Raw genomic sequence first — 17,129 nt, 5'->3', positions numbered from 1 at the left:
TCAATACACTTAGTTTTGTAATACTGAAATATCTGCAGTATTTAAAAACAGTCGGCTTAGCTGGCTTAACAGTGCAAGGCGGTTATTCTTAACAGCCTCATCATCAGCCATAACCATGACATTATCAAAGAAGTTATCTACCGCTTCGCGCAAACTCGCCAAACGTGTTAATGCATGCTGGTAATCACCTTGTGCATAGACAGGTGCAAGTTCTTCAGTCAACGCAGCAACCTGCTCTGAAAGTTGCTTTTCAGCTTCTTCAATAAGTAACTCTGTTGAGACAGCAGCGTCACTCGTGACGTTATTTTTCGCCAAAATATTGTTCACACGCTTATTGGCAGCGGCAAGTGCCTCTGCCTCATCGAGTGTACGGAAGTGACTAACCGCTTTAACACGACGATCAAAATCTACTGGTTGAGCTGGACGACGGGCCAATACAGCTTGGATAACATCTACGCTGATCCCTTCATCTTGATACCAGGCACGGAATCGTCCCAACATGAATTCAAACACATCTTCGGCGACCTGATCATTCGTCAGCTTATCGCCAAATAGGGTTTGTGCTTTTGCCACGATATCTAAGATATCGAGTTGTAACTCTTTCTCCACCATTATACGCAGCGCACCGATGGCTGCACGGCGAAGTGCAAATGGATCTTTATCGCCCTTGGGAATTTGGCCAATTCCAAAAATCCCTACTAGGGTATCGAACTTATCTGCCAGCGCAACTGCAAAACTAATTGGGTTTGACGGTAATGCATCACCAGCAAAACGCGGCATGTATTGTTCATTTTGCGCAACCGCAACTTCTTCAGCCTCACCGTCAATACGCGCATAATGCATACCCATTACACCCTGTACATCGGTGAACTCCATGACCATTTCGGTCATCAAGTCTGTTTTACTTAGCAAGCCAGCTCTTTGTGCCAAAGATTCATCAGCACCCAATTGTTTTGCAATGTAGCCCGCTAATGCTGCGATACGTTCAGATTTATCTTTTAAAGTGCCCAGTTGTTTTTGGAACAATACGCTGCCTAAAGACTCTAAACGACTTTCTAAGGTTTTCTTCTTATCCGTTTCAAAGAAGAACTGTGCATCCGCTAAGCGTGGACGAACAACTTTTTCGTTACCTGAGATAACCACACTTGGATCTTTGCTTTCAATGTTTGATACAAATAAGAACTTGTTGATCAGCTCGCCTTTGTCATTCAATAACGGAAAGTACTTCTGGTCATCTTTCATCGTATAGATGAGGGCTTCATCTGGTACAGACAAGAACGCTTCATCAAATGATGCGGTCAAGGTTACCGGCCATTCAACTAACGACGTTACTTCTTCAAGTAAGTCTTCATCCATTGCAACAACCGCACCAAGCTTTGCAGCTTCCGCTTCAATCTGAGCACGGATCTGTGCTTTACGCACATCATAATCAGCAATGACATATGCCTGCTTTAACGTGTCAAATATCTCATCGGCATGGGCTAATGTAATTCGCTCAGGGTGATGAAAGCGGTGGCCTTGCAACTCATTACTGATCTGTTTACCTAGTACTTCACCTTTAATGATTTCATTACCAAGTAATGCAGCAACTGTGTGAACAGGTCGAATAAACTGTGTTTTATTTGCTCCCCAGCGCATTGGCTTCGGGATAGGTAGCTTGGCGAGCGCTTTGCCAATCACGTCACTCAGTAATGCTGATGCTTGTTGACCTTTTACAGTCGCCTTGTGAAGTAACCACGCGCCTTTTTCTGTTTCAAGTTTGTCAGCTTCGTTAACCTCAATACCACAACCACGAGCCCAACCTTGTGCAGCCTTAGTTGGGTTACCATCGGCATCAAACGCGGCTTTAATCGCTGGACCACGCTTCTCTACAATTTTATCTTTTTGCTGTGTCTCAAGTTGCTTTACTTGGATACCTAAACGACGAGGAGATGCATACCAACTCACACCTTGGTGAGCCAGCTCTAGTGCATCTATCTCTGCAGCTGCGTTTTCAGCGAATGCTTCTGCTAGCTTGCGCAATGCTTTTGGTGGTAACTCTTCAGTACCAATTTCTACTAGTAAATTTTCAGTTGTCATGATCAGTCCTTACAAAGCGGGAAACCAAGTGCTTCACGAGCTTCAAAATATGATTGCGCGCATGCTTTAGATAACGCTCTTACACGCAATATATATCGTTGACGCTCTGTCACAGAAATTGCGTGACGGGCATCTAGTAAGTTAAATGCGTGAGAAGCTTTCATTACTTGCTCATATGCAGGTAATGGTAAGCCCGCTTCAATCAATTTTTGGCTTTCTTTTTCACACTGATCAAACTGCTTGAATAGCGCGTCTACATCTGCATATTCAAAGTTATAAGTTGATTGTTCGATTTCGTTTTGCATGAACACGTCACCATATGTAACACGGCCCATAGGACCATCTGTCCACACAAGGTCATAAATGCTGTCGACACCTTGTATATACATGGCTAAACGCTCTAAACCATAAGTGATTTCACCTGTCACTGGCGAGCATTCGATACCACCAACTTGTTGGAAGTAAGTGAACTGTGTCACTTCCATACCATTTAACCACACTTCCCAACCTAGACCCCAAGCACCCAGGGTTGGTGACTCCCAGTTGTCTTCAACAAAGCGCACTTCGTGGGTCAAAGTATCGATACCCAATGCTTCTAATGAACCAAGATAAAGCTCTTGGATGTTATCCGGTGATGGCTTCAGTACAACTTGGAATTGATAGTAGTGTTGAAGACGATTCGGGTTTTCACCATAGCGACCGTCGGTTGGGCGACGACATGGTTGAACATACGCGCTCGACATTGGTTCTGGGCCAATTGATTTCAGGAAAGTCATCGGGTGGAATGTGCCCGCACCAACTTCCATATCCAGTGGTTGTGCAATTACACAGCCTTGCTGTGCCCAATAGTCCTGTAAAGCCAGGATCAACCCTTGAAAGGTTTTGATGTCATATTTTTGCATAGTTGGCTTTTATATTTATTTGGTACATGGGACTCAAATCAGCGCTATGAGATACGGCGCAAGAATGAGTTTTAATGATTGAAAATTATGCTCAGTATACCGTGTGCAGTGCACAGAATTAAGCGTTAAAACGAAAAAAAGGAGGGTTTCCCCTCCTTTTTTATACATCGGCTTAGATTCAGTTTTAAACGTCTAGGTTTACTACTCTCAGCGCATTCTGTTCAATAAAGTCACGACGCGGCTCAACTTGATCACCCATTAAGGTTGCGAATAGTTGGTCAGCAGCAATCGCATCTTCGATGGTTACACGTAGCATACGACGTGCATCCGGATCCATGGTTGTTTCCCACAACTGATCTGGGTTCATCTCCCCAAGTCCTTTATAACGTTGTGTATACAAGCCTCGTTTTGACTCATTGATCAACCAGTCCAGTCCCTCTACAAAACTGCTAATTGGTTGTGTCTTCTCACCACGTTGAATATAGCCACCCTCTTCAACAATATGCGCAATTTGCTTACCAGTGTTGGCAATGCGTGTGTAATCTTTAGAAGTGATGAAGTCATAACTTAAGGTATGTGCTTTATCTACACCATGCTGGCGAATATTCACAACCGGATAATACATGTGACGCTCGTCATCATAGCTTACAGATGCAGAGAATATCGTCGCATCATCGTCATGTTTGATAAGGTCAGCAACTAGCGCTTCACTCCATGCTGTTACTTTCGATTCATCACTTAACTCAGCTTCTGCCAATTCAGGTTGATAGACTAAACGGTTCATGATTGCAGCCGGGTATTTACGCTGCAGTCTGCCAATTACATCAACAGTCTTTTGATAGTCGTGTACTAGGTTTTCTAAACGATTACCTTCAATTGCAGCAGCGCTTTCATTTGAATATAGCGCAGCGCCATCCAGAGCTAATGTTGTTAAGTACTCTGTCAGAGCGTGATCGTCTTTAATATAACGCTCTTGTTTGCCTTTTTTCACTTTATAAAGCGGTGGTTGTGCAATGTAAACATATCCGCGCTCAATGATTTCAGGCATTTGACGATAGAAGAAAGTCAGTAATAGTGTACGGATATGTGATCCATCGACATCCGCATCGGTCATGATAATAATACTGTGATAACGCAGCTTTTCAGGGTCATATTCATCACGACCAATACCACAACCTAACGCTGTGATAAGTGTCGCAACCTCCTGTGAAGAAAGCATTTTATCAAAACGAGCTTTTTCAACGTTTAGGATTTTACCTTTCAGAGGCAGGATAGCTTGGTTTTTACGATTACGACCTTGTTTAGCAGATCCACCTGCCGAGTCACCCTCCACGATGTATAGTTCAGATAACCCAGGGTCTTTTTCTTGGCAGTCCGCCAACTTGCCTGGTAAGCCTGCCAAATCCATCACACCTTTACGGCGCGTCATTTCTCTGGCTTTACGCGCTGCCTCTCGAGCTCTCGCCGCATCCACAATCTTATTTACAACCGTTTTTGCGTCTTGTGGGTTTTCAAGTAAGAATTCATTAAGCTTTTCAGCCATAGCTTGCTCAACAGCACCTTTGACTTCACTTGAAACCAACTTATCTTTAGTTTGAGAAGAGAACTTAGGATCAGGTACTTTAACACTTACAACCGCTGTCAGGCCTTCACGAGCATCATCACCAGTTGCACTGGTTTTATTCTTCTTATTGAAGCCTTCTTTTTCCATATAGGTGTTTAACGTTCTTGTTAACGCTGCACGGAAACCTGCTAAGTGTGTTCCACCATCTCTTTGTGGAATATTGTTGGTAAAGCAGTAGATATTTTCTTGGAAACCATCGTTCCATTGCATCGAAACTTCAACACTAATGCCATCTTCACGTTCAGTTGTGAAGTGAAAAACACTCTGGTGTACTGGTGTTTTTTTACGGTTAAGGTATTCGACAAAAGCTTGGATACCACCTTCGTATTTAAAGTGGTCTTGCTTATTTTCTTCACGCTCGTCCGTCAGAATGATACTGACACCAGAGTTTAAGAATGATAACTCGCGAAGACGTTTTGCAAGAATGTCATAATGGAAGTTAATATCTGAGAATGTTTCCGGGCTTGGCCAAAATCTCAGTTCAGTTCCAGTTGATTCAGCTTCACCAATCACTGCTAAAGGAGCATCTGGTACACCCATTGTGTACTTTTGTTGATGCACTTGGCCATCTCGGCGGATAGTTAATTGTAGTTTTTCAGAAAGTGCATTAACAACAGAAACACCTACCCCGTGCAAACCACCAGATACTTTATATGAGTTATCATCAAACTTACCACCAGCATGTAGTACAGTCATGATAACTTCAGCAGCTGATACGCCTTCTTCAGGGTGAATTGAAGTTGGTATCCCACGACCATTGTCTCGTACAGAAACAGAGCCATCAGTGTGAATAGTAACGAAGATGTCGTCACAATACCCAGCTAAAGCTTCATCGATTGAGTTATCAACAACTTCGAAGACCATGTGATGTAATCCAGTTCCATCATCAGTGTCGCCGATATACATTCCTGGACGCTTTCGTACGGCGTCCAATCCCTTCAGTACTTTAATACTGGATGAATCATAATTATCAGACATGGTTAATTCCAATTAATTTGTTATTAAACGACCATGTTCCACGTGGAACATCTCAATATCTTTATCGAGCTGTTCCACAACAGGCGTTAAACTGTCTGAACTGATTGCTGAAATAAATAGCTGAGAGTTGCAACTCGCAAGTAGCTTAGCAACACACTCCAATGTTTCAGAACTCAATTCAGATGGTAAATCATCGATTAGCAATATTGACTGTTTTTCAGTCTCTTGTTCAATTAAATTATTCTGTGTAATCTTGAGCGCATAAAGTAACAACTTAAGTTGGCCTCTAGACATGATCCCTTCAACATTGTGACCATGCACTTTAAAATTAAAGTCCGCTTTATGTGGACCTCGGCTTGTATAACCAAGTTTTAAATCTCGCTCAAGCTGTGATTGAAGTACTTCTGCCAGTTCCCCTTTCCAACCCGCATCGTAACGAGCTTCAAGGCCTTCAAACACAGGGCTAATCCCCCCTATCTTATCAAAAAAATAGCCTTCAAACCTACTTATATACGCTTTTCGATAGATATTTATTTGCTCAGCCATTTCAACAAACTGCTTGTCCCAAAACTTAATTTGTTCTACGCAATTTGCAGGCTTACTTTTTAACAAAGCGTTTCTCTGCTTGAGTACTTTATTGAAGCTTTTCCAAACATCAAAAAACAAATGTTCCACGTGGAACACACCCAAGTCTAAAAACTTTCTTCGCTCTTTTGGTCCGCCAAAAAACAACTCATAACTTTCAGGTGTAATAACCTGCACAGGTAAAATTTGTGCTAATTCAGCTATTCGTCTACTGGCTTGGCCTTGAATACGAAGCTGGGTATCACCGCTTTGATCTTTGCTAATTCCAATTGGTATAGACAAGTTATGTAATTGTTTTTTACCATGAACAATGCATTTTTCTTGGCTACTGCGGATCATTAATTTGTGCTTGTTGGTACGAAAAGAGCGGCCGCTAGACAAAAAGTAAATGGCTTCTAATAGGCTAGTTTTACCACTGCCATTTTGGCCCAGAATTAAATTTAGATCTTTTGAAGGGGAAATAGAAATCGCCTCAATGTTACGAAAATCATTGAGGCTAAAATGTGTCAAACTCATAAGCGCCCTTCTATAGGCGCATTGGCATTACAACGTACATCGCATCATCCTCACCACTGCCTTCAATTAAGGCACTGCTGTTCGAGTCCGCTAACGTAAACTGAACATCCTCTGTTTTCAAAGTATTTAATACGTCTAACAGATATGAAACGTTAAACCCAACTTCCAAGTCATCACCTTGATAGTTTACTTCTACCGTTTCTTCTGCTTGTTCTTGCTCTGGGTTGTTTGCACTTATCTTCAATACGCCGCTACTGAGGTTAAGTCGAACCCCTCTGAACTTTTCGTTGGATAAGATGGAAACACGTTGAAACGCACTACGCAGCCATTCTCTGTTGGCAATAACTAATTTATCACCGCCGCGTGGTAGCACTCGACGGTAGTCAGGAAAACGACCATCGACAAGCTTACTCGTAAATATAACTTCCTGATCAATAATACGAAAATGGTTTGCACCAAATTGTATAGTCAACTCTTCATCATCAGCAGGTAACAAACGCATTATTTCTAACACCCCTTTGCGAGGGATGATCAATTGCCTTTGTGCACCTAGGGATTGCTCAAGTTGCTTCTGTGCAATGGCGAGGCGATGCCCGTCAGTCGCAACGGTTTTTATTTCATTGCCGTCCACTTCAAACGACATACCATTTAGGTAATAGCGAACATCTTGATTAGCCATAGAGAAGTGAGTTGCTTCAAGTAACTTGCGCAGCTCTAAGCGTGTTATCTTAAACTCCACTTCACCTTGCCACTCTTCCAGATTTGGAAAGTCTTCTGCAGCTAAGGTCGTAAGAGAAAAGCGACTCTTTCCACTGGTTAATAATACTTGATGCTCCTGAGTGCTAAAGTTTAGATCTGAGTTATCAGGTAAACTCTTACAAATATCTAACAGCTTTTTCGCAGGCAGCGTTAACTTTGTATCTGCGGTGTCATTATCTAACGTCACAGATGCAACTAACTCAATTTCAAGGTCGGTGCCCGTCATAGACAACACACCATTTTTTACCTCTAAAAGCACATTAGACAGAATAGGTAGTGTGTGTTTACGCTCAATAGCGCCAGACACTTGCATTAACGGCTTTAAAAATTGTTCTCTTACTATCGTTATTTGCATCACTTAACCCTTAAGATGACAATGTTCTGATCAAGTTTTGATAATCTTCTTTTACTTCGTGGCTCTCTTCACGAAGCTCTTTTACTTTACGACATGCATGCAGTACCGTTGTATGATCTCTGCCACCAAACGCATCGCCAATTTCTGGCAAACTATGGTTAGTTAATTCTTTGGATAGTGCCATGGCTACTTGCCTAGGTCGTGCGACAGATCGACTGCGTCGCTTGGAAAGTAAATCGGATACGCGAATGCGATAATACTCTGCTACTGTTCTTTGAATATTATCTATCGTAACCAACTTATCTTGTAGCGCTAATAAGTCTCTGAGTGCCTCTTTGACAAATTCAATTGAAATAGGACGGCCTGTAAAGTTGGCATTTGCGATAACGCGATTTAAAGCCCCTTCCAACTCGCGTACATTTGAACGTAGTTTTTTGGCTATAAAAAATGCCACTTCATGTGGTAAATTTATGTTACTTTGCTGAGCCTTTTTCATCAAAATCGCCACCCGAGTTTCTAGTTCAGGCGGTTCAATCGCAATTGTCAGGCCCCAGCCAAATCGGGATTTTAATCTATCTTCAACGCCTTCAATTTCTTTAGGATAGCGATCTGATGTCAGGATAATTTGCTGATTCCCTTCTAACAGAGCATTAAAGGTGTGAAAAAACTCTTCTTGTGAACGCTCTTTGTTGGCAAAGAATTGAATATCATCAATCATCAACGCGTCTACACTGCGATAATAGCGTTTGAAATCTTCAATCGCATTGTTTTGCAGCGCTTTAACCATATCTTGAACAAAACGCTCTGAATGCATATAGACAATTTTGGCGTCTGGCTTTTTATCAATAATACCGTTACCAACTGCGTGCAATAAATGCGTTTTACCTAGACCAGTACCACCGTATATAAATACAGGGTTAAACGCCGAGCCAGGATTGTCAGCAACTTGTGTCGCAGCCGCTTTTGCCAGTTGGTTAGACTTACCCTCAACAAAATTATCAAAAGTATAATTTTCTTTGATATTTGATTTAACGCTAGATTTCGGAGCCGGTTCAACTTTCACTTCATTGACAGGCATATGGGCCGTGCTTTTTGACGACACTTGTGCCGCACTTGGCGCATGTGTTTCACCGCCAGAAGTGTCCGCTGTTACTTGAGGTTGTACCTGCGCCATTGGTTTGCTACCAACATCGAAGCGCAACTCAGGCGCTTCATCTCCACAGATCTCAATCAGGAGCTCATTTATTCTATTTAAGTACTTTTCTCGAACCCAATCCAACACAAATCGATTAGGTGCATAGATGGTTAAAGTATCTTCGGTACTTTCTGCTTGTAGTGGCCTAACCCACATATTGAACTGCTGCGATGGCAGCTCATCTTGCAAAACATATAAACAACTTTGCCAAACCGACAGATACACATTGCACTCCGAACTAGTTATTATTCCCGTACATCTTTAATGTCGGCCTTTTGCATTCATTCACAAAATAACCAACAGAGTTATTCACAGCTAACTCAGAGATCTACGGAAATGTTTGTATATTATCAATTATTCACAGGTGGAAGCCGGATATTATGAAGTGTTCTTATCCACAACATCAATATTGACTTTTTAAAAAATTAAGATCTCACTAAACAAAAAACACAACCCAATGTTTTATAAGACATTTTAATTTTATATATTTCCAAAGATCTTATCAAAAAAAGAGCAAGATCTCACCATAAAATTAAGATCAATTTGAGTTTTCCAAAGGTTGTTGGCAATTTTCACCCAAGCGCTGTGGAAAACCCTTCAAAGATCAATTAACTTGATCCACAACTTAGATCTGGATCTTATATAGATAGATCCCAATAAATGATCCTTCATATATGTAGCTATAAAAAAGCGCTCGATTTAAAGGCACAGCACAATCTCTACTTATACCTTATTAGGGTATAAAACCTTTCATTTCTGGTTTTTTCACCCAGATTGCCTATAAAATAAGCCTAACAACACAATTATGATTGACTTTCACGCGCGTCGGCTTTAATATCTCGCGCTCGCAATGGCACCTGTGCCAGGATCGCGACCTGCATAGGATGTTTTAACTTTAACCGATCGGATGGATTAGTTATGAAAAGAACTTTTCAACCAAGCGTACTTAAGCGCAAGCGTACTCACGGTTTCCGTGCTCGCATGGCTACTAAAAATGGCCGTAAAGTACTAGCACGTCGTCGTGCTAAAGGCCGTAAAGAACTATCTGCTTAATATAAGTGGAAGGTTTAGGCTTCAGCAGGGAGTTACGTCTGTTAACTCCCTCGCATTACTCCCGAATATTTCAAGAACCTGCACGCGCAGCGACTCCTGTATTTACTCTCTTGGCAAAACCGAATGATGTTGGTCACCCACGTCTTGGATTAACCGTTGCCAAAAAACGCTGTAAAAAAGCATGTCAACGCAATCGCATTAAACGCCTAGCACGTGAAAGCTTTCGCCTTAACCGCCATAAACTAGATAACATCGATATTGTGTTAATGGTCAAAACCGGTGTAGACGAACAGTCCAATGAAGAGTTAACGAAACAACTTAACAAACTTTGGCGCAAAGTGAACGAGCGTTGTAAACCAGGCGCACCAAAACCCAAACATCATAAAAAACGCCCAACCAACAAAAAGCCTAAAAAATAACAGCGCTTTTGTACTTCTATAACTGTCCTAACATGGCTATTTTAAGCGAATTAGGGTAAGGTTAGCTCACCTTTTAATCACTCAATTATCGAGTCTACCTCGCGACTATGAAACACGCCTCAAAGACAAAAAGCGAGTGGAAACGATTGGTGGATTATCCGCTTTCGGTAATACGTCTGTTTTTGATAACGCTTATCAAAGCCTATCAAAAATTTATCAGTCCAATGCTTGGACCGCATTGCCGGTTTAATCCAACATGCTCAAGTTATGCAATTCAGGCAATTAATTTACACGGAATTGCAAAAGGGAGTTGGTTAGCGGTTAAACGCATATTAAAATGTCACCCTTTAAGCGCAGGTGGGGATGACCCCGTCCCTGAGAAATCGAATCAAGATAAACAACACGAGAAATAAGAGCTGTTATGGAATCGCAACGCACGTTTTTATTGATCGGATTGCTTTTAGTATCTTTTTTGTTATTCAGCGAATGGCAAGAAGAGCAAGCTCAGAGCAAGGCCGAGACCAGTGCTGTCACACAAGTGACCACTTCACCTTCAAATAACGATCAAGCGGATATTCCCGCTTCAAGCGAAGCAGATGTACCGGTTGCACAAACTCAAGCGGTTCGTTCTGTGATCACAGTAACGACTGATGTGCTTGCCGTTAAAATCGACACTAAAGGTGGTGATATTGTTGAAGCTAAATTACTTCAACACGCTGACACGCATGGTAGCGATATACCTTACTTACTACTTGGTGAGTTTGAAGGGAAGCAATACCTTTCACAAAGCGGTTTAATTGGCCTAAACGGCCCTGATGCGTCGAGTGCAGGCCGCCCTGTTTATCAAACAGAACAAAGCAATTACACTTTGTCAGGCGATGAACTGCGCGTACCTTTATCATTTGTCGATAGTAAAGGTGTTCAGTTTACTAAAACATTTGTATTCAAAGCAGGCCAATATGATGTCTCTATGGAGTACGATGTTGTAAACGCAACAGATAACCCTGTTCAAGTTCAGCTGTACACGCAAATCAAGCGCACAGCACAAGACAAAGACAGCATGGTTGACCAAACGTTCCTTGGCACAGCATATGGCACACAAGATGAGCCTTATGAAAAGTATTCTTTCGACGAAATGCGTGAAGCGAATCTAAACAAGAATACCCAAGGTGGTTATGTTGCGTTTATCCAGCACTATTTTGTAAGTGCATGGGTTCCAAGCCAAGAGACCAACAACACCATTTATACCTCACTTAGAAATAACCAAGGTATCATCGGTACAAAGGGCGAGCCGGTAAATATTCAGGCAAACTCTGAAGCCAAGCTGTCGGCTATTTACTACATGGGTCCAAAAGACACCAATGCATTAGAAGCGCTTCATGAGCACTTAGATCTAACAGTTGACTACGGTTGGTTGTGGTTTATCTCTCAGCCGCTACTTGTATTACTCAAATTCTTATACGGCATTTTGGGCAACTGGGGTCTGGCTATCATTGGTATCACTGTCATTGTGAAAACCATTCTTTACCCACTTACTAAAGCACAATATACCTCTATGGCTAAAATGCGTGCACTACAGCCGAAGATGCAGCAGTTAAAAGAGCGCTACGGTGATGACCGTCAGAAGTTTGGTCAAGCCATGATGGAAATGTACCGCAAGGAAAAAGTGAACCCGATGGGTGGCTGTTTCCCACTGCTATTACAAATGCCAATCTTCTTAGCGCTTTTCTATGTATTCCTAGAGTCAACAGAGCTACGCCACGCTGAGTTTGGTTTATGGCTAACTGACCTTTCTGCTATGGACCCATACTACGTACTACCAATTCTGTTTGGTGCGAGTATGTTCCTAACGCAAAAACTACAACCCATGACTATCACAGATCCAATGCAACAAAAAATGATGACATATATGCCTGTAGTATTCTCTGTCTTCTTTATTTGGTTCCCATCAGGTCTGGTGCTTTACTGGTTAGTCTCTAACTTAATCTCAATCGCACAGATGCTTATCATCTACCGTGGTATGGAGAAAAAGGGCATTAAAGTACGCGATTAACGCGAATGCTCATATTAAAAAACGCCCGCTTTTGCGGGCGTTTTTGTTATATAGCTTGTACATACAACCTATTCAACAGACCAAAAAAAGCAGTTTTCACGTTTATAAAAATAGAGTGAGATAATTAACTATCAGCCAGTTATCGCTTTTTACACAATTCACTCCGGACTCTGTTTGAGCTCCTAAAAGTTATCCCCAACCAAAAGCGCTTTTTTTGCCAGATACCTACAGTGTCCAGCTTCAGAACATCTGCTCGATGATGTCGCCACCTCCTTGACCCACATAGAATTTGTTCAACTCACCTTTAAAATCACTTTCAAAAAAACACAAATAAAACCATATAAAACAAAATCTTGATAATTTTTTATATTGATTTGATGATGCTTTGATAGGTCAATTAAACGCTTATGTGCATGCTGGTACACACTCAGAAAAAGATGAGAACCACGAAATGGAGCAACAAATTATTGGGACTTTGAACAGTTTAGATTTAAATGGCTGGTTAATTCCCGCAGTGTTTTTAGTTGGGGTGTTAACCAGCTTAACGCCCTGTGTTTACCCTATTTTACCTATTACCATCGCGACATTTTCGCAAAGAAAATCCCCGCGTATTGCGCCTCTACTTTATTGCCTAGGTTTTGCATTTATTTATACTGGGCTGGGCTTAGCAGCCGCATTGACAGGTAGTTTATTTGGTCGAGTAGCCAGCAACCCCTGGATACTGCTGATGTTTGCCAATTCCCTGCTCTATTTTGCTGCTGTAAATAAGGGAATCGTTTCTTTGCCGTCGCTGCCAAATCAACCGCAACTGCGCAGCACGTTACCATTTATAGCCGGTATGGCCAGCGCACTGGTTGCAGCACCTTGCACCTCTCCTGTACTTGGAGCATTGCTAATACTCGTCGCATCCAATCAACATCCTCTGCTTGGCGCTATTTTACTATTTAGTTTTGCACTGGGTATGAGCGCGTTACTACTGCTAGCAGGCACGAGCACAAGGCTGCTCTCGAAACTACCAAATTCAGGAAAGTGGCTCTCTTATATCAATAGCTTCACAGCGCTCATCTTAGTGGCGATGGCGCAGTACTTTTTAATTCAAGCAGGCAAAAGCTGGCTCTAACATCACAAAAAGGAAACTATGATGAAACTCCTACTCTCGTTATTAATGTTACTCACAACACACGTATTTTCAGCCACAACTCCCTATCCTCCACTCAATGCAACAACGCTGGATAAGCAGCAAATTTCAAGCAAAGAAAAAGTGACATATCTTAAATTTTGGGCGACCTGGTGTGCATACTGTGTGGAAGAAATGCCACTCTTAGAACAAAGCTACCAACAAGCTAACAATGGCTATCAGGTTATTTCCATTAATATAGGTTTTAATCAATCTCTGCGTGGCGTTACCAATTACCTCAAAAAATATCACTACCAGTTCCCAACGGTATTTGACAGCGATGGCAGCATTACACGCCAATATCAAGTCCTAGGAACGCCTCAACATATCTTGTTAGACGAGCATGGCAATGAATTATATCGCAGTGCCCTCTTTACAGATGAACTTGCAGATAAGCTCAGTAAGTTGCAAGGGAGTCACTAATGTATATACAAGTTAAAAGGCTCATAATCTTGGGGGCTTTGTTACTCTCCTATAATGCTCAAAGCACCACAGTCGAGTATGTATTCATTAATATATGGGACGAATATACGCATACAACACAGCTGCCTAATACCAAGGTAAAACGTATTTTCATACAACCAGACATCAATGTAGATAAAGCCAGCGTAGAGCTATTTATTGATGCATATCCAATATATCAAGGTCTCACCATAGATAAACACAATCACTTGATGAACAAGTTTCAAGTGAGAAAAACGCCGACTAGCGTGCTGGTGGAAAATGAGCAAGTTATATCGAAAATGCATTTAACTTCAACAGCAAAGACAACTTCTAAACCGAAGCGCTCTTCACCTTTGCAAACCTTGTCAGGGAAACCGCTGTTAAAAACACGTTTGCAACAAGACTATCAAGTGCTATTTTTTAGCGACAGTTTGTGCCCCTTCCAGCATATTCCTGCATGTGAAAAACGCATTGCTCAAAACAACCAATTGGCGAAAAAAAGACCTGAAACATTTTTAACCGTGATCAAACCCTTTTATGTCGACGAACATAGTGCCTATGCATATCAAAAACGCTTCGCTGTGCAACATGATATGGTATTTGATACGTACAATCAGCTATTCGAATACTACCAAATAAATGAATTGCCTTACTGGGTCGTATTCGACACTCAGGGCAAAGTTATTTACAGAGGGGCACATATGCCAACAAAGGATCTTATATCACTCTAGAACCCATTTACTTTGGCAATATACACTGTAGGGCGCATCCAATAGCATTATGTGTTTGATGCGATTGTGCCCTGCTTGTTGTTTATATTCGTCGAGCTGCTGCAACAAAGGTGCGCTGTTTTTCAGCACGCTCAACAGCTCTGTGCTTCTTTGTTCAAGCGCTTTATTTTGTGTCATATGCGCCGCTATAGATGAGTAAAACAACATCAAATGTACGTCTTTATTTTTGTCCAAGTCGACTAAGCTGATAGCACGCTCAGGTTGACCGCGCAGTAGGTGTATATACATCTGAGTATACGCGGCATAAGTCGCAGCTTCACTGATTGAAAAGCGCTGATAATCAGCCAAAGCGCGCTCAGTCAGTGTTTGTGCTTTGTCTAAATTATCAAGTTTTAGCCAAGTCCAAGCCAACAAGAGTGTCGCGTTTGTACGTGTCATAACAGAAGTATCTGGCGCAGCCAGTAGCACGCTAAATTGTCGTTGAGCAGCTTGAGTAGCATCCATATCACTGTGGGTGAGACCAATGTCCATAAACGCCATCGCCTTGAGCAAATTAAGCTGTTCGATAGCTGAGTTAAACTGTTCGTTTAGTTCAACTTGATTAAGATAATAAAGTGCTTTCTCCCCTTTATGTAGCTGTATATAGTAAAACCCCAAGTAAGTAAGCACTTGCGTTTTAAGGTGAAAATTACCGCTGTCAGAGATAATCTGAAGTGCCTCCAATAAACTCTTTTCACTTTCGCTCACCGGAACTAAATAGTTTTGACCATACGCGAATAAGCTTTTCGCCAAGTCAATTTTATCCTTGCTCTGACGGTAGTACTCAATAGCATGACTCAGCACCTTTTTGCTCTGCGCTAGGTTGAGCAAGTTTTTTCCTTGTGGGCCTGCTGCTGGCGGATTCGCCAAATAAAATGAACGCTGTGCTTCACTGTATGCAAATGACCGACTACCAACGAGTGCGTAAGCTGCATTCATCGCCATCGTGTAGTCCTGCCATTGCAATAGGTGCCAGGCAATATCGGCCCGAAGTTGATAAGCACTGGCTATCAATTCAATTTGCTGGCTTTGCTGTGCCAATATGAGTGCAGACTGTGCATTTTTCTTTGCTTGCGAAAACTCACCAAGTGCTTTTTGAAATACGCCTAAATAAAGGTAGTAACGCGCCTGCAAAACAGCCGATGCATGAGTGATGTCCAACGCAGCAAAGCGTGCTCTTGCTTGTGATATATCACCTTGATGCCATGCAATTTGAGCCAACTCCAATTGTGAAGGCAAATGATGAGGCGCTAAGACCAACGCAGCCTCAAAATAAGGCTTAGCCAATTGAGGTCCAAACTCATTTAAAGCTTGAAGCCCGCGATAATAATCAGCTAGTCCCGGGCTTGGATCGATATGATTGTCTAGACGCGTCACTTGGCCTTGCAACATAAACAACAATTGCTGTGCGATCTCGGTAAAGTTCTGATCCAAATGTTCGACCACCACTTCAGCATGACGGCTATCGAGCCTAGCCTGCAATAAAAAGCGTTGTTGCATCGGTTTTAGCGTCAACCTCAACTGTGACGGCTGCTCCACTGTCGGCAACGTCAAAAGTTCTGGAGTTTGACTTTTAGGCAGTAATCGATGGGTGTGCTGCAGATGCTCTTTAAGCACGCTTTCAAGTGCATAACCCCACCAAGCGTTAGCTTGTACTCCGGTTTCATTGCGCAGTGGCAAAATCAAAAGTGCGGACTTTTGAACCTCTTGCACTTCTGCTCTCTCCAAAAATGCAGATGTTACGATTGACGTACCAACCGTGATAGCCGTAGCACCACATATGGCCAACACTAACCTAAGCTGTTTTTTAGCGCACTTTTGGGCTTTAACATCGCAGATCCATTGATAGCCTTGTTGAGGCAATGTCCGAATGTAAGTTGGATGTTGTGCGTTGTCACCTAAAGCTTGACGCAATTCATTGATGCTTTGGGTCAGCGCCGCTTCTCTATACTCTCCATGTTGCCATAAGTCTGAAAGTAGCGACTCCCGTTTGATCACTTGATGTGGGTTTGCCAAAAAATAAGCTAGCAATTGCAGTACTTTAGGCCGCAGGGAGTATCGCTCTTGCTGTTGGTACAAAACCAACTTTTCAGCATCAAATCGAAATGGACCAAATAACAACACGAAGTGGGTTTTCCTTAATCTCTATATCTTAAGTAATTCACTTTATTCATTGTCTTCCACTATACCTGAGAAATGCCAATTGCTGTACAATTGAGC

14 protein-coding genes are annotated in these 17,129 nt (G+C 42.1%); 7 read left to right on the top strand and 7 right to left on the bottom strand.

The genetic code is table 11. The features are described 5' to 3' along the window. Window positions 1–9: 9 nt before the first annotated feature. From glyS to dnaA, 6 genes are all read right to left on the bottom strand, one after another. Window positions 10–2,079: a glycine--tRNA ligase subunit beta gene (gene glyS / locus J8M00_RS26445; protein ID WP_211013380.1), complete on the bottom strand. Its 2,070-nt coding sequence runs from the start codon at window positions 2,077–2,079 to the stop codon at window positions 10–12. Between the two features lie 2 nt (window positions 2,080–2,081). Beyond that, on the bottom strand, window positions 2,082–2,981 hold the full coding sequence (gene glyQ / locus J8M00_RS26440; protein WP_211013379.1) for a glycine--tRNA ligase subunit alpha: 900 nt from the start codon (window positions 2,979–2,981) through the stop codon (window positions 2,082–2,084). Between the two features lie 184 nt (window positions 2,982–3,165). Further along, window positions 3,166–5,583, bottom strand: a complete 2,418-nt coding sequence (gene gyrB, locus J8M00_RS26435; RefSeq protein WP_211013378.1) for a DNA topoisomerase (ATP-hydrolyzing) subunit B — start codon at window positions 5,581–5,583, stop codon at window positions 3,166–3,168. Between the two features lie 12 nt (window positions 5,584–5,595). Beyond that, complete coding sequence (recF, locus tag J8M00_RS26430) at window positions 5,596–6,684, bottom strand: DNA replication/repair protein RecF (protein ID WP_211013377.1); 1,089 nt, start codon at window positions 6,682–6,684, stop codon at window positions 5,596–5,598. Between the two features lie 10 nt (window positions 6,685–6,694). After that, a complete protein-coding gene (gene dnaN, locus J8M00_RS26425) occupies window positions 6,695–7,798 on the bottom strand; it encodes a DNA polymerase III subunit beta (protein ID WP_211013376.1) in 1,104 nt (367 codons plus the stop codon). A 10-nt stretch (window positions 7,799–7,808) separates the two neighbouring features. Continuing rightward, window positions 7,809–9,218: a chromosomal replication initiator protein DnaA gene (gene dnaA / locus J8M00_RS26420; RefSeq protein WP_211013375.1), complete on the bottom strand. Its 1,410-nt coding sequence runs from the start codon at window positions 9,216–9,218 to the stop codon at window positions 7,809–7,811. Window positions 9,219–9,911: 693 nt separating this feature from the next. Here dnaA and rpmH point away from each other — a divergent pair. The 7 genes from rpmH to J8M00_RS26385 all read left to right on the top strand — a co-directional run bounded on the left by rpmH (window position 9,912) and on the right by J8M00_RS26385 (window position 14,870). Further along, window positions 9,912–10,046, top strand: coding sequence for a 50S ribosomal protein L34 (gene rpmH / locus J8M00_RS26415; RefSeq protein WP_005492430.1), 135 nt, complete (start codon window positions 9,912–9,914; stop codon window positions 10,044–10,046). Between the two features lie 5 nt (window positions 10,047–10,051). Continuing rightward, window positions 10,052–10,465: a ribonuclease P protein component gene (gene rnpA / locus J8M00_RS26410; protein ID WP_211013374.1), complete on the top strand. Its 414-nt coding sequence runs from the start codon at window positions 10,052–10,054 to the stop codon at window positions 10,463–10,465. Window positions 10,466–10,614: 149 nt separating this feature from the next. After that, window positions 10,615–10,878, top strand: coding sequence for a membrane protein insertion efficiency factor YidD (gene yidD, locus J8M00_RS26405; RefSeq protein WP_046357238.1), 264 nt, complete (start codon window positions 10,615–10,617; stop codon window positions 10,876–10,878). An 8-nt stretch (window positions 10,879–10,886) separates the two neighbouring features. Then, window positions 10,887–12,518, top strand: coding sequence for a membrane protein insertase YidC (gene yidC / locus J8M00_RS26400; RefSeq protein ID WP_211013373.1), 1,632 nt, complete (start codon window positions 10,887–10,889; stop codon window positions 12,516–12,518). A gap of 385 nt (window positions 12,519–12,903) precedes the next feature. Beyond that, window positions 12,904–13,638: a cytochrome c biogenesis protein CcdA gene (locus J8M00_RS26395; RefSeq protein ID WP_247687583.1), complete on the top strand. Its 735-nt coding sequence runs from the start codon at window positions 12,904–12,906 to the stop codon at window positions 13,636–13,638. Between the two features lie 18 nt (window positions 13,639–13,656). Further along, window positions 13,657–14,118: a TlpA family protein disulfide reductase gene (locus tag J8M00_RS26390; protein WP_211013372.1), complete on the top strand. Its 462-nt coding sequence runs from the start codon at window positions 13,657–13,659 to the stop codon at window positions 14,116–14,118. Further along, window positions 14,118–14,870, top strand: a complete 753-nt coding sequence (locus tag J8M00_RS26385) for a TlpA family protein disulfide reductase (protein ID WP_211013371.1) — start codon at window positions 14,118–14,120, stop codon at window positions 14,868–14,870. The genes J8M00_RS26390 and J8M00_RS26385 overlap by 1 nt, the downstream gene beginning before the upstream one ends. Here J8M00_RS26385 and J8M00_RS26380 read toward each other — a convergent pair. Continuing rightward, entirely contained in the window at window positions 14,862–17,033 is a 2,172-nt protein-coding gene (locus J8M00_RS26380; RefSeq protein ID WP_211013370.1) for a winged helix-turn-helix domain-containing protein, read from the bottom strand. The genes J8M00_RS26385 and J8M00_RS26380 overlap by 9 nt on opposite strands. Window positions 17,034–17,129: the final 96 nt, after the last annotated feature.

Source organism: Pseudoalteromonas luteoviolacea (genome assembly GCF_018100925.1).
Lineage (GTDB): Bacteria > Pseudomonadota > Gammaproteobacteria > Enterobacterales > Alteromonadaceae > Pseudoalteromonas > Pseudoalteromonas obscura.
The sequence above is the reverse complement of the archived record's forward strand: the minus strand, read 5'-3'. Positions and strand labels throughout refer to the sequence as shown.

Coding starts and splice junctions, on each gene's coding strand:
- rpmH (WP_005492430.1), top strand. CDS start 9,912: ATGAAAAGAACTTTTCAACCAAGCGTACTTAAGCGCAAGCGTACTCAC.
- gyrB (WP_211013378.1), bottom strand. CDS start 5,583: ATGTCTGATAATTATGATTCATCCAGTATTAAAGTACTGAAGGGATTG.
- dnaN (WP_211013376.1), bottom strand. CDS start 7,798: ATGCAAATAACGATAGTAAGAGAACAATTTTTAAAGCCGTTAATGCAA.
- glyQ (WP_211013379.1), bottom strand. CDS start 2,981: ATGCAAAAATATGACATCAAAACCTTTCAAGGGTTGATCCTGGCTTTA.
- recF (WP_211013377.1), bottom strand. CDS start 6,684: ATGAGTTTGACACATTTTAGCCTCAATGATTTTCGTAACATTGAGGCG.
- glyS (WP_211013380.1), bottom strand. CDS start 2,079: ATGACAACTGAAAATTTACTAGTAGAAATTGGTACTGAAGAGTTACCA.
- yidC (WP_211013373.1), top strand. CDS start 10,887: ATGGAATCGCAACGCACGTTTTTATTGATCGGATTGCTTTTAGTATCT.
- J8M00_RS26385 (WP_211013371.1), top strand. CDS start 14,118: ATGTATATACAAGTTAAAAGGCTCATAATCTTGGGGGCTTTGTTACTC.
- J8M00_RS26390 (WP_211013372.1), top strand. CDS start 13,657: ATGATGAAACTCCTACTCTCGTTATTAATGTTACTCACAACACACGTA.